Below are 12,576 nucleotides of genomic sequence, written 5' to 3' on the forward strand. Positions count from 1 at the left end.
ATGCGTTGCCGTTGAATGCTTCGGGGAAGTTGGATCGGAAGTTGTTGCCGGAGCCGGTGTTCGAGGCCGCGGTGTTCAGGGCTCCCTCTACCGAAGCTGAACTACTTGTCGCAAGCGTCTTTTCGGAGATTCTCGGTGTCGAGGAAATCGGGGCGGACGATAGCTTCTTCGAGTTGGGTGGCAACTCATTGGTCGCAGCGAGGGTTGCAGCTCGGCTGAGCGCAGCAGTTTCCGTGGAGGTCCCACTGCGACTCATCTTCGCGACTTCGACGGTCAGCGAACTTGCAGAACGGATTGCGCTCGGAATTCGGGTGGGCTTCGATGCGAAAACCGATGATGCACTACGAACGCTTCTGCCGCTGAGAACGACAGGGAGCGATGTGCCGTTGTTCTGTGTTCATCCACTCGTTGGACTGGCGTGGCCTTTTGCACCGTTGGCGGCAGTTGTGGACCGTTCGATTCCGCTCTATGGGTTGCAGAGCCCAGTTCTGACTGATGAGGCATTCCAGGGACGATCCCTTGACGATTACGCAGATCGCTACGTGGACGAGATCACCCGGGTTCAGCAGTCAGGCCCGTACCGAATTCTCGGTTGGTCGCTCGGCGCGATCATCGCTCAAGCGGTTGCGGCGAAGATGGAGGAGCGAGGCGAGATCGTTGAGGCGTTGATCTTGCTGGACGGTTCGCCGGAGACACGCGACGAATCAGAGCATGCTGTCCAGGTGCGCGCTGAGTTGGCTGCAATAGGGATTGTCTTCGGCGAGAACGAAAGTCTCGATGAATTGTCGGTCGAGAGGTCAGCAGAGATCTTGGCGGCTGTCGACGGAGAGAGAATCGGACTCGATGCGTCTGCGATCAAACGGTTGCTCACAAGCATTGCGATTTCGGCGAAGCTGATCAACGCCCATCGGCCGCAGTCGTTCGGGGGGCCGATCACTTTCGTGAGTTCGTTGGATCGTTCGGGCGCAAAGCAAGCCGACAAGGTTTGGGGTCCGTACGCGCACGGAGGACTGACGGATGAATTGGTCGACGTTCACCACCTGGAAATGATGTCTCCTGAAGGCGTTCGCGCTATCGGGCTGATTATTGAGCGTGTGTTGCGCGGTGGCGCCGCTGATTGATCAGTCGGCGCATACGAGCCTGGTCGGGCGATGGCCAGGCTCGTATGTTTCGCTCTTCCCGACTGGCCGTGTAGGAGGTCATGTTCGCCCGTGACAGCACACGCTTGTCGATCGGAGGTTGTCGAGTGTGCGATTTCAACTTCTGCGGCGACCGTCGCGACGTCTGAGTCAGCTATGCGCAGGGGATCGGCGTGAATTCCGGATCGAGCGCGGATTTTACGAGGTCCAACGAATGCGCATCACGGACCAGACCCGCATGCGAGGCAGTGTTGCCTGGGCAGCCATCCTGGACCCAGATGTTGTTGACAACAGAATTGGGGCCTGCGGTAAGGAACGAAGCTTCCGGAGGGGTTGAAATCTGGTCGTGAGCGGTCGCGATCACGGTATACGTAACTCCCGGTTGGGTTTCCGAGCCCGCATTGAGCTCAGCCAACAGTGGTGTCCCTTGAAGTTGTTGAACACCGGCTGGTCCCCAGATCGCCTGAACCAAGAGGTCTCCGGGAAGTCCCATATCTGACAGTTGTTTAGCGTTCGCTTGCAAGCCGCCGAAGGTCGTGCCGTGGTTGGTAGCGCCGAGGGTGACCAGAGAATGGACGGCGTTTTTCGACGGATCTTCCGGAGTCGAACCACCGTCGAACTTCAGGTACTGGCGAGCGACGACTCCCCCTTGGGAGTGGCCTACGAGATCCACCTGGCTTGCACCCGTAGAACGGCGAACTGAATCAACGAAGGTTGCAAGCTCTTTCGCTGAAGTCGCAATGTCCCTGATACCCCATTGGAGAGCATTGGGATTGAAGATTTCCCGTGCGCCTCCATAATTGAGTGCAAATACGCAATAGCCGAGATCAGCAAGTTGCGGGGAAAGTTCAGCCCATGTATCAACCATGTTCGCGGTTGTTCCGTGGATGAGAACTACCGGACGAGGATGCTCGGCGCTCGGAATGCAATTCCAGTTGTTCGAACCGGCCGGCGATGGACCCATAGTGGCGAAACCGGGGCTGGGCTCATGATCATCCGCTAGGGCGCTGACGGAGGTGCCTGACAGCAGGAAGCAAGTTCCGAGTACGACCAGCATGATCCGAATGAACCGCACCGCTACATTCCTCCCATGATGCTAAACGGTGCCTCGCGCTGGAGTTGAAGCCAGCACGAGGCACTTGAATCAGACGCCCAGAGACTGTGCGATGAATGGCCAGGACTTGTGTAGATCGTCCTGCCAGTAGCCCCATGAATGGGTACCTGTTGGACGGAAATCCACTACTGCCGGAATATTCAGTTCGAAGAGCCGCTTCGCCATGTTGGAGGTACACAGATTGGTTGCAAGCTCGATCGGGCTGCCGACAACGATCTGGTCGAACATCGCAGCGCGACCGTCCTGGATGCGCGGATTTGCAGGGGTGTCATTGGGGAAACCGGGGAGCCCGCTGCCGGTGCTCATGTAAATCTGTGTGCCACGCAGCTTCTCAGCGTTCACAAGCGGGTCGTGCTCCCGCCAACCGGGGCCGTCGAACGGACCCCACATGTTCTGTACGTCGTCAACGCCGCCGATCCACTCCGTGGTGGTCTTGACGAACTGCTGGCCAAGCGGATCGCTGGTCTGGGCACATCCGCTGAATGCGGCAACGGAGTTGTAAAAGCCTGGGTACTCGATCGCCAGGTTGAGCACAGAAGTGCCCGACATCGAGATTGCGGCAATGGACTGTTCGCCATTGCTGCCAAGTTGCTTGTTCAGCAACGGAGGGAGCTCCTTACCCAGAAAAGTGCTCCACATGTTCTTACCAAGTTTCGGGTCTTCCTTCTCCCAGTCGGTGTAGTACGACAGGCGGCCACCAACTGGCGTCGCGACGTTGACGTTCTTGTCCTGGAAGAAGTCGACGACGTCGGTCTGGTACTCCCAAGTAGCCGAATCTTGTCCACCACCGGCGCCGTTGAGCAGGTACAGGATGGGACGGGGTGCGGAGTCATCGGCAGGAGTGATGACCTGAATTGGAACAACGCGGTCCATCGACGCGGCGTATACATTCACGATCTTTTGGCGATCGTTCACTTGCTCGACTGAGACGACGTAAGAACCACTCGTGACGGACTCCACCGAATCTCCGCCGCCCTGGTGAGCGACAGGTGACGCAGTTGCGATACCGGCCGGAACCAGAGCGCACACCATCGTCACCGCGGCGACACCGGTAGCGCGCCTCCACATGGACTGCCTTGTACGCGTCAAGTTAGATACCTCTCGTTGCGTGGCACGGGTACATCGATGCTCATCCCTGGTGCCACTTGTTTCTCGAATTGTGAAGTCGGTTTGCGGTCTGTATTCGTTACGACATCGCCGCGGCGCGTCGGTATCCCCGAATCGCTGGGTAGACGAAGACGAGAATCATGCCGAAGGACCAGAGCAGCGTCTTGACGAGGGGTTCCGCCACAGGACCCCCTAGCGACAGCCCTCTCATCGTGTCGATCGCGACGGACATCGGTTGCTCTGCCACCACCGGTTGAAGCCACTTCGGGTAGGCCATCACAGGGACGAAGCCGGAATTGAAGAACATCAACAGTGTGCACGAGATGGATACGATTTCGACGAGCGGCAAGTTGTCGGAAACCGTGGCCAGGGCCGTCACCATCATGGCAAAACCGACGCCGAAAATGACGGGCAACGCCAAGATCGCAAAGGCCGCGAGCGGGCCCTGATTGAATCGGAACCCCAACAGGTAGCCGACGCCGAGAATCACGATTGACGTGAGGAGAACTCGGACTGCTTCTGCGATCATGCGTCCGACGAGGCCAGAGGCGCGGTGCGCAGGCAACGTCCAGAATCGACTCAGTAGTCCGGACGCGCGTTCACCTTTGAGACCGACCGCACTTGCAATCGACCCGAACATTGCGCCGACGAGGATGATCAGTGGAACGGTCCCGAAAATACTCGACTGGCCGGTTGCTGCCGTAATCGAATTGCCCAATACGACCCGGAACATCAGCAGCATGAATGCTGGGTAAATGAGGGCCTGAATAGCGGTCGATGGATCGCGCAGCCAGGTGAGCAACAGGCGTTTGGCCTGAATTCCACTGTGAACGACCAGCGCCTTGAACGAGTTCTCGGGGAGCGCATTGTCTGGGTAAGGGAAGTTGAACCCCTCGACCGGGCGGACTACAGCCATGAATCGATCTGTCGGCTCGCTCATGACCGCCTCATACTTGCCCAGAACGCGAGTGGCGCGAACACGACGATCAAGCCGATAGTCCAGGCAACGACGGGAAAGAGGACGCTCCAGGTGACCCCGCCTTGCGCAAGATCACGCATGGCGAATGAAAACTGCGATACCGGTTGATTGCGTACAAACGGCCGAATCCATTCGGGAAAGCCAGTCTCGGGCGCAAAACCGCAGGACAACATCCCCAGAATCAACTGTGGCAATGTCAGCGCTTGACTGGTGGCCTGCGGGCTCTTCGACAGTGAGCCGATCGCATCACCGGCGAAGGACAAGCAGGTGCTGAACGCCAAGGCGACCGCGCAAAACAGGATGGCCTGTCCGATTCCTGCTGAGAATCGAAAACCGATCAAGTGGCCGAACGCCAATGCGGCAGCAAGCGAGACTGTTGATCTGACGAACCCACTGGATTGACGGGACAGCAGCGGAATCGGGCCGACGACGGGCATGGTTTTCATCCGGTTGCTGAATCCGGTGATTGATTCGGTTGACGACATCTGAGCAGCCGAGATCGATGTGAATGCCATGGCTTGCAGCACGATGATCGGCATCAGGAACTGCGCGTAGTTGATCCCTTGAAGTTGCATGACGAACTTCAGAGGAAGGTAGAACCCGATCGTGAAAATCAGCGGTGCGATGACTGCAACGAGCAGTTCATAGCGCTTCACCATCGATTTGACGGTGCGTGCCGTCAACACCCACCACTGATTGATCGCTGACGGATGTGGTCGGCGGTGCTTGCCAACGCTCAAGGCGTCAGGGACTGCAATCTTGCTGCGCGTGTCTCCACGGACAGCCACCTGATCGACCCCGAATTTGGTTGTTGTCGTCACTTTGTCCCACTTACATGCTGCTCGCCAGTGAGTGCGAGGAAGACATCATCGAGTGACGGGCGGCGAAGTGCGATGTCGGCAAGCGGTATCCGAGCATGATCGAGACGGCGCAGTGCTTCAGAGAGCGTTCCGGCGCCGACGGGCGCGGGGATAGCGATTCGGCCGCTCTCTTGTGCCAGGTCGAAGCGGAAGTCTCGGGGCACCAGATTTCCTAGAGCGTGGACCGCGTGGGCCAACTGCTTGAGGTCTGAAGGCACGATCTCGCAAAAGCTCGCGCCAGTCCGAGCCTTCAGTTGATCAGCAGTCCCCTCAGCGATAACCGCGCCTTTGTCGATGACGATGATGTTGTCGCTCAGGAGATCCGCTTCCTCGAGATACTGGGTGGTCAGGAGCACCGTGATGCCCTGCTCCTTCAAAGATTGAACCAGTGACCAGACACTCTGACGGCTTCGCGGATCGAGGCCGGTCGTCGGTTCATCGAGGAAAACCACCTCGGGGCGAACGACGAGCCCACAGGCGATGTCGATCCGTCGACGCATACCTCCCGAATAGTTCCGGACAACGCGAGATCCTGCCTCGACGAGGTCGAACTGCGAGAGTAAATCGGCGGCGCGTACCTTGGCCGACATCCTGTCGAGTCCCATCAAGCGGCCGAACAGTTCGATGTTCTCGCGGCCGGTGAGAGAATCGTCCAGGGCGGCGAACTGCCCGGTCATCATGATGGAGCGTCGAACCTCTGGAGCGTTGCGCACGACGTCGTAGCCGGCCACCATCGCGCGTCCACTGGTGGGACGAATGAGCGTGGAGAGGACCTTCACCGTCGTTGTCTTGCCTGCGCCGTTGGGACCTAAGATGCCGAGCACTGTCCCACGTGGGGCGGTGAAGTTGATCCCTCGCAGCGCGTGCACGTTCTTGAAGGACTTGTGTACGTCCTCCACTAGTACCGCTGCGTCCGTGGAAAAGGGCATCAACACTCCGCTGTCTGCATTGTCGGAACGGGCACGCGCTCCCGACGGGCGCACAGATGCCTTCTGTCTTCTATCCGTGATCTCCGCTCAGATGTTACCGGAGGGTCAAACCGACACTCGGGCAATCGGACGCGTGAGAGGGGGTATTTGGCTCCTGCCAGCAACTCTCACCTTCGATTTCACCTTGTGGCAAGAATCACAAATATTCTTTGTAACGTAAAGATCTCCTCTAATTGAACGAATGACCAAATGGATTTTCAACGCATCTGCGCAGGTGGGTATTCGGTTGCGCGGACCGGAGGTCTTTGATTTGACCGGTGACGAAAGTCCCCCGATTCCTTCCGGTTGGTCCTCTGGGCCCGCTGCTCAATGTCTTGTGGGGAGATTCGCGATACCGTTGGGAAATGGCGAACGCGACGTTGTCGGTGGTTGTTCCGGCTTTTAATGAATCTGAATACATCGAAACGTGCATCGAAGCGCTCATTGCTCAAGGTGAATATGTCGACGAAATCATCGTCGTTGACAATAATTCCTCGGACAACACTTCCGAGTTGATCAAGAAGTATCAAAGTAGTTGTCCCAAGGTTCGGCTTCTCAAAGAATCCCGACCCGGGGTGGTGCATGCGAGAAACAAAGGGTTTGACGCGGCTAGTGGAGAAATTATCGGACGTATCGACGCGGATACGATCGTGGGGGAAAACTGGGCCGTTGCGGTTCACGAATTCTTCGAGCGTCGCGACGATTTCTCGGGCGTAACTGGCCTGACTTACCTTTATGAATCTCCGATCGCCGGCCTTCAGCGCCGATGGACGAATTGGCGACTCGGTCGCGGGGCCCAGGGGGCAGTTCGGCCCGTTGTTGCAGTTCCAGGCAGTAACATGGCGATGCGTCGGTCGGCTTGGTTGGCCGTTAGGGATGCGGTCAGCGATCGAACCGACATTCACGAGGATATCGACCTATCCCTCTGCATGGCGCATGTTCGTTGCGCAGTGGGACAGATCTCGAGCATGGCCGCAAAGGTTTCGGGTAGGCGTGGAGTTAGTTCGCCGCGCGTGTATGCACGATATAATCGAGCATCGAAGAAAACCCTCGAGCATCATGGTGTATCGAATTGGAAGTTAACATTCTTGATCGCAGCGGACAGTATTCTGCATGCAATCTTGTGGCCTCTTTATCGAATGTATGACAAGAATTCCGGACAACTCTCTTCTCGGGTCTTGGGTCGGAGGCAGCGGGCGCGGGATCTTCCCGTCTTTTCTTGATAAATCCGTCCGGTATTTATTCGAGAATGCTCGTGTTTAGCTGAATAATCGGGAGTGCCCGATAATTGCGGACAATTACTGGTTCGGGTTCGTTGCGAACTATTTCTTTTATTGCACGGGATTAACTGGCGGAATATTTTTCCGCTGCGATTGTTACTTCCGGTGCAACTTGTAGCTTTTGGACCAGGGACGTTATTCCACTGTAGTCCTGCACGAACAGTTCGTTGCGCGGTTCCAATGCGACATCATCGAGCATCTTCCGTCCTCCAGGTATGGCTTCAATTTCCATGATTGCTCGCCACGCGCCGAAGTCGGTCCCGCTGAACGCACGCATCGCGTCCTCGAAACCTTCCAATAAATAGCTGCGATCTCCACGATCCAGGGAATCCCAGACCAACACGGCTAGTTCCCCGGCAATCGAGGCATGGCAGTACTCGTCGCGAGCGTGCAACCGGATCGTCGCGCGGTTGATCGACTGCACGCCCGGGTCATCCGAGATCAGGTCGAGGTATGCGGTGATCGACACCTCGGCGACGGTCATGAACGCCAACTGTGTCAGGGCGATCTTGCGAGGCCCCTCGGCTGCGTCGAGGGCTTGCGCCCGCGTGCGGACCGTCAGGACGTCTGGCAGTGCCTTCGACGGAAGCGCCCAGCCCCTGCCTCGACGGGTCGCTGAACTGGCATTGAAGTGCATGAGCGTGTGATATTGCTCGTCGACCATCGCCTGATTGACGGCCACTGCAGCCCAATCTCCGAGTCCGACGCCGAGTCGGTCTTCGGCGAGAACGTCGAAGCCGGGATTGACGACGTACTTCTCGATGTCCATGACGTTCTTGTTGAACGCGATCCATGCCCAGGCTTGCAGGCGTTGCTTCTGCTCGGGACTCAATGCCAGGTAGGTCGGATGCTCCGCGCACGGGAGAAGTGTTTCGGGGTAGTCGGACAACGACGAATCGAAGAGATCGTCCAGTTCCGGCTCCGCCTTCTTCACGGTTGCCCGGCGCGCCCAATTGCTCGCAAGCCGACTGACGATTGCACTCTCGACCGGATCCGAGGCGTCGTACTCCGGGAGGCTGGGCGGACTCACTCCAGGTCTCATCGTTCCCTACTCTCTGTGCCCTTCGGCAATGCGATCGAACAAGCTCTGGCACTCCGCGTTCAATTCGCCGGAGTGATCGTCGAGCGCTGCCTCGGCGGATTTCATCAGCGTCATGAAGTCGCCGAGCGTCTCGGCCGCCGTGTCCACCTGTGAGGTGGCATCGAACAGTGCTTTTCGTGTCGCACCTGCATACGGATTGCCCGCTTGTACGTCCCAGTACACCTCCGGTTCGCCGCCGGCTATCCGCGCCAGGAGCGCGAGCAAGGTCCGATGCGGGGGAGGGGCGACCGAGAGGAGTTCGTCCGCAGAAACTCCGAGTTCGGCCAGGGCAACGCCGAAAGCCAGCACCGACGCGTGTGTCAGAACCTGGGTAGCCGCGGCCAACCGGTCGTGACGATCGGCGTCCATCACCGCGACCGACGCTCCCCACGAGCGCACGACGTCGAGGAATCTGGCGGACTGCGGACCGTCGACGTACGGCACTGCGATGACGGCCCGACCGCGTGGGCCGAGCGACGGACGGAACATGGGGTTGAGTCCGAGGAACTCCCCTACTCGGCCGGCGTCGGCGATTGCTGCGTCCATCCGCGATTTGACCGACAGCGTGTCCACAACGAGAGCGCCGGATGTTCGAAGGCTCGGTAGTGCGGCTAGAGCGACCTGTTCGGGAACGGCGAGCACGATGACGCTCGAGGACTCCACGTGTGCGAGGACCCGGTCACTGGGTTTCGTTATGTCTCCGACGACTACATCTCCGTCAGGATCGCTGCCTGCTGGGTCGACGACGGTGACCGTCGACCCCCCGCCGCGAAGCAGTTCGACGAACATGGATCCGACGGCACCCAGCCCGCCGACAACCGTCGCTGTGCCTGATGCCGCCGTCATGGCTGGATCTACCCGCCGTACTCGAGGACCCGCGAGGACACCGCATCGAGTGCACGGAGCAGAGTGGACGCCTTGACCGTGGTCTCGTCGAATTCTTCTTCCGGGTCGGACAACGCTGTAATGGCACCACCGATTCCGAAGGTCACGCCGCTCTCGGTGCAGACCAGCGACCGGATCACGATCGAGAGGTCTGCGGCGCCACCGAGGGCGAAGTACCCGATCGATCCCGAGTAGACCCCACGTGGGCCGGATTCGAGGCGGTCGATGATCTCCATCGTTCGTACCTTCGGAGCACCTGTCATCGATCCGCCGGGGAACGCGGCGCGGACACAGTCCACCGCCGACGACCCCGGGCTCAGATGTCCACGCACCGTCGACACCATTTGGTGAACGGACGAGTACGACTCGATCGCGAACAGCCTCGGAACGTGGACACTTCCCGGAACGCAGACCTTGGTGAGGTCGTTGCGAGTGAGGTCCACGATCATCAGGTTCTCGGCGCGGTCCTTCTCGCTGTCGAGCAGGTCCTGCCGTAGCGCAGCATCACGCGCTCGGGTGACGCCGCGCGGACGGGTCCCTTTGATCGGCTTGGACTCGACGTTGCCGTCCGAGTCGACACGAAGGAACCGCTCAGGCGAGGCCGAGACCACCGAGATGCCGGTGAAGTCGAGAAGTGCGCTGTACGGCGTCGGATTGATCGAGCGCAGATACTCGAACGCCTGCTGTGCATCGATCGTCTCGTCGACGCTCGCCATGTTGGTCAGACACACCTCGTAGGACTCACCTGCCCGGATCTCCGAGAGGGCCGTTCCGATCAACGACAGGTACTGATCGCGATCATGCCGAAGGCGAGCCTGCGTCCAGACGGTGTCGCTGATCAGCGGAACCGGGGTGCGTTCCGGAAGGTCCGCGCCGATCCGCGCCAAGGTGTCGACGGTCGATTCGAGCCAATCGTCATAGCCGGCGTCCCGGACTTTCTCGCGCAACCTCAAAACGTGAGTGCGGCCGACGGTGTGATCGATGACGACGGCGCGATCGGCAAACACCAGAGCGGCATCAGGAGTGGGTGCCGGATGGACTGCCCTTCCTCCGGTCTGTGCTTTCAGTTCGTAGCCGAGGTAGCCCACGTAGCCGAGGTTGAAGTCGAGTTCCGGATGCGAGGGCACGAAGCGCGTCGCGAGTTGTGCGTCCAAGTAATCGAAGAACGGAACTCGAATGTGCTCGTCGGACAAGCCTTTTCGGCTGACAGTCAGTGCCTCGGCTTGCACGTCGTACGTGACGAACTCGGCCAGCGGCCCCGACGAATCGCCGAGAATCGAAAAGCGCGCACTCGGCTCTGCGGTTGCCGCGCGGTCCAGCCAGAACGCGTTCGGACCGTCGGCGAACAGTGCTGCATAGGCCGCAGACGGGTCCACTGCAAAATCGAGAATCACGTCGTCGACGTCGTAGTTGATCGCCGGCCGCAGGTCGGGTGTTTGCGAAGTCGGTTCGGGTCGGATCACCGAATCCAGAGTGCGTCCGACGGACAGATCGCGGAAGTTCGCGAGCAAATCTATGCCGAACTCGGTACTGATGGACTCCGGATGGAACTGAACGCCCCACATCGGCTTGGTCCGGTGCCGGACACCCATGAGCAGTCCGTCGGACGTCCACGCGGTACGAACGAAGGCGTTCGGCAGATTCTCGACGGTCAACGAGTGGTAGCGAACAGCTCGGAACGGCGACGGAAGTCCGGCAAAGATGCCCGAGCCGTCGTGATCGATCAGCGAAATTCGGCCGTGCATCGGTACGGGCGCAACGACCACGTCCGCGCCGAACAACTCGCACAGGCCCTGGTGGCCGAGACAGACACCGAGAAGTGGGAGAGGCGCTTCTTCGATGAAACGGCGGCTGATTCCGAAATCACGGTCGCGATCCGGCCGGCCGGGACCTGGGGAGATGACCACGTTGTCGTATGACGCGAGATCGATGGAATCCCAATCCGCGTCGTTGCGGACCACGGTCGGCACAACCCCGTTGACCTCGGTCAACAGGGTGAACAGGTTGTAGGTGAACGAGTCGTAATTGTCCACCAGAAGGGTGCGGGAACTCATGTCGATGATCCTGATCTCGGTCCGACGGATTCCCGAACAGTGTCCTCCTCCTCAACAGGTGCGTTGATCACCAGGTCTTCGAGTCGACAGGTCTCGGCAATCATCAGCTCGTACAGGGCGTTGAAGAAGTCGGGGGAGAGGTCGTGTCTACGGGCGAATTCACGCGCCCGCTCCTGCACGAGGCGGACGCGGCCGGGTTGCATCATCGGAACCTCGCGGGAGCGCTTCCACTCGCCGATGCGTAGGCAGAGTTCCAGCCGCTGCCGCACCGTCTCGAGAAGTAGAGCGTCGATGGCGTCGAGGTCGCGCCGGAAGCTGTCCAATCCCTCGGCCTCGTCCGGATACGACGAGGTCTGCGTGCCTGCTTCGGAACTCGTTGTGGTCAAGAACTCTTCCACGAGGCCTCCCGGTGCTCGGCGTGACGCGAGGTCGACAATGTGGTGCCCGGAACGCAACCCACCTCCGGACACCGGCACCCCGACCGACCATCGCCGTTCGGGGAGGTGTTCCACGATCGTCATTCGCCGAAACCTGCGGTGGTGCCTAATTCTGCGAAACCTGCTTGGCGGGCGAATCAGGTTGCGATGCAGGCGGGTTCGTGAGTGCCTACTTGGGGGAGACCCAGGTGGTGATTTCGGCGTGGACTACTTCCTTGCCGCCCCGGTCGAAGATCGAGATGGGAACGAGAAGTTCCGTGCCACTCTCGATCGCCGCGAAGTCCGGCAAAGTCTCGAGTCGGGCGACCGCCCGCAGGCCGGTCTCGGCCTTGGCGAGGTAGTCGACCTTCATGGACTTGGGGATCCAGCGGTGCGAGTTCGGAACCGTCGCTTCGCTCAGCATGCCCATTGCGACCTCCGCGAGATTGCATGCTGCGATCGCGTGAAAGGTGCCGAGATGGTTGTGGACGCCCCACCATTTGGGGGAGCGGACCTCGCACAGGCCCGGTTCCAACTTGGTCACCCGGGGGAGAACGGAGGCGAAGTAGGGCACGCGAATGGACATCGCCGCCGAGAAAACTGCATGTCCGAGGGCGTTGTCCGGCAATTTCTGCCATCCGCGATAGGTGGGGCTGGAAGTAGTCATCGGACTATCTTACTTCTGAGTAAGGT

Annotated in this window: 12 protein-coding genes; 2 read left to right on the top strand and 10 right to left on the bottom strand. The window is 59.5% G+C overall.

The features are described from left to right. On the top strand, positions 1 to 1,121 hold a 1,121-nt coding region (locus B0E55_RS10195), incomplete at its 5' end, for a thioesterase domain-containing protein (protein ID WP_241896045.1). A gap of 172 nt (positions 1,122 to 1,293) precedes the next feature. Here the strand turns inward: B0E55_RS10195 and B0E55_RS10200 are convergent. The 5 genes from B0E55_RS10200 to B0E55_RS10220 form a co-directional block, all read right to left on the bottom strand. Then, a complete protein-coding gene (locus B0E55_RS10200) occupies positions 1,294 to 2,196 on the bottom strand; it encodes an esterase/lipase family protein (RefSeq protein WP_029254907.1) in 903 nt (300 codons plus the stop codon). A gap of 87 nt (positions 2,197 to 2,283) precedes the next feature. Further along, complete coding sequence (locus tag B0E55_RS10205) at positions 2,284 to 3,321, bottom strand: alpha/beta hydrolase (protein ID WP_020906886.1); 1,038 nt, start codon at positions 3,319 to 3,321, stop codon at positions 2,284 to 2,286. A 118-nt stretch (positions 3,322 to 3,439) separates the two neighbouring features. After that, positions 3,440 to 4,300 carry an ABC transporter permease gene (locus B0E55_RS10210; protein WP_029254908.1) on the bottom strand — a complete coding sequence of 287 codons (861 nt, stop codon included), beginning with the start codon at positions 4,298 to 4,300 and terminating at the stop codon, positions 3,440 to 3,442. Next, complete coding sequence (locus tag B0E55_RS10215) at positions 4,297 to 5,160, bottom strand: ABC transporter permease (RefSeq protein ID WP_020906888.1); 864 nt, start codon at positions 5,158 to 5,160, stop codon at positions 4,297 to 4,299. The genes B0E55_RS10210 and B0E55_RS10215 overlap by 4 nt, the downstream gene beginning before the upstream one ends. Further along, the gene (locus B0E55_RS10220) at positions 5,157 to 6,128 is read right to left on the bottom strand and encodes an ATP-binding cassette domain-containing protein (RefSeq protein WP_029254910.1); all 972 of its coding nucleotides are present in this window, start codon (positions 6,126 to 6,128) and stop codon (positions 5,157 to 5,159) included. Before B0E55_RS10220 ends, B0E55_RS10215 begins: the two co-directional genes overlap by 4 nt. Positions 6,129 to 6,532: 404 nt before the next feature. Between B0E55_RS10220 and B0E55_RS10225 the strand changes: the two genes are divergently transcribed. Further along, the gene (locus tag B0E55_RS10225) at positions 6,533 to 7,390 is read left to right on the top strand and encodes a glycosyltransferase (RefSeq protein WP_020906890.1); all 858 of its coding nucleotides are present in this window, start codon (positions 6,533 to 6,535) and stop codon (positions 7,388 to 7,390) included. 121 nt (positions 7,391 to 7,511) lie between these two features. On the opposite strand, the gene B0E55_RS10230 is transcribed toward B0E55_RS10225, so the two are convergent. The 5 genes from B0E55_RS10230 to B0E55_RS10250 all read right to left on the bottom strand — a co-directional run bounded on the left by B0E55_RS10230 (position 7,512) and on the right by B0E55_RS10250 (position 12,550). Beyond that, entirely contained in the window at positions 7,512 to 8,489 is a 978-nt protein-coding gene (locus B0E55_RS10230) for a diiron oxygenase (protein WP_080909663.1), read from the bottom strand. Between the two features lie 6 nt (positions 8,490 to 8,495). Continuing rightward, positions 8,496 to 9,374 (bottom strand): prephenate dehydrogenase dimerization domain-containing protein, encoded by an 879-nt coding sequence (locus tag B0E55_RS10235; protein ID WP_080909664.1) that lies wholly within the window; start codon positions 9,372 to 9,374, stop codon positions 8,496 to 8,498. 8 nt (positions 9,375 to 9,382) lie between these two features. Continuing rightward, positions 9,383 to 11,467, bottom strand: coding sequence for an aminodeoxychorismate synthase component I (pabB, locus tag B0E55_RS10240; protein WP_080909665.1), 2,085 nt, complete (start codon positions 11,465 to 11,467; stop codon positions 9,383 to 9,385). Further along, positions 11,464 to 11,988 carry a chorismate mutase family protein gene (locus B0E55_RS10245; RefSeq protein WP_019747551.1) on the bottom strand — a complete coding sequence of 175 codons (525 nt, stop codon included), beginning with the start codon at positions 11,986 to 11,988 and terminating at the stop codon, positions 11,464 to 11,466. Before B0E55_RS10245 ends, pabB begins: the two co-directional genes overlap by 4 nt. 85 nt (positions 11,989 to 12,073) lie before the next feature. Next, entirely contained in the window at positions 12,074 to 12,550 is a 477-nt protein-coding gene (locus B0E55_RS10250) for a hotdog fold domain-containing protein (protein WP_003940943.1), read from the bottom strand. Positions 12,551 to 12,576: the final 26 nt, after the last annotated feature.

This window comes from Rhodococcus sp. 66b (genome assembly GCF_002076325.1).
Taxonomy (GTDB): domain Bacteria; phylum Actinomycetota; class Actinomycetes; order Mycobacteriales; family Mycobacteriaceae; genus Rhodococcus_F; species Rhodococcus_F erythropolis.

Bases quoted from the DNA above. Each gene is read 5' to 3' on its own strand.
- B0E55_RS10220 (WP_029254910.1), bottom strand. From the start codon at position 6,128: ATGCCCTTTTCCACGGACGCAGCGGTACTAGTGGAGGACGTACACAAG.
- B0E55_RS10230 (WP_080909663.1), bottom strand. From the start codon at position 8,489: ATGAGACCTGGAGTGAGTCCGCCCAGCCTCCCGGAGTACGACGCCTCG.
- B0E55_RS10210 (WP_029254908.1), bottom strand. From the start codon at position 4,300: ATGAGCGAGCCGACAGATCGATTCATGGCTGTAGTCCGCCCGGTCGAG.
- B0E55_RS10225 (WP_020906890.1), top strand. From the start codon at position 6,533: ATGGCGAACGCGACGTTGTCGGTGGTTGTTCCGGCTTTTAATGAATCT.
- B0E55_RS10250 (WP_003940943.1), bottom strand. From the start codon at position 12,550: ATGACTACTTCCAGCCCCACCTATCGCGGATGGCAGAAATTGCCGGAC.
- B0E55_RS10200 (WP_029254907.1), bottom strand. From the start codon at position 2,196: ATGCTGGTCGTACTCGGAACTTGCTTCCTGCTGTCAGGCACCTCCGTC.
- B0E55_RS10205 (WP_020906886.1), bottom strand. From the start codon at position 3,321: ATGTGGAGGCGCGCTACCGGTGTCGCCGCGGTGACGATGGTGTGCGCT.
- B0E55_RS10235 (WP_080909664.1), bottom strand. From the start codon at position 9,374: ATGACGGCGGCATCAGGCACAGCGACGGTTGTCGGCGGGCTGGGTGCC.
- pabB (WP_080909665.1), bottom strand. From the start codon at position 11,467: ATGAGTTCCCGCACCCTTCTGGTGGACAATTACGACTCGTTCACCTAC.
- B0E55_RS10245 (WP_019747551.1), bottom strand. From the start codon at position 11,988: ATGACGATCGTGGAACACCTCCCCGAACGGCGATGGTCGGTCGGGGTG.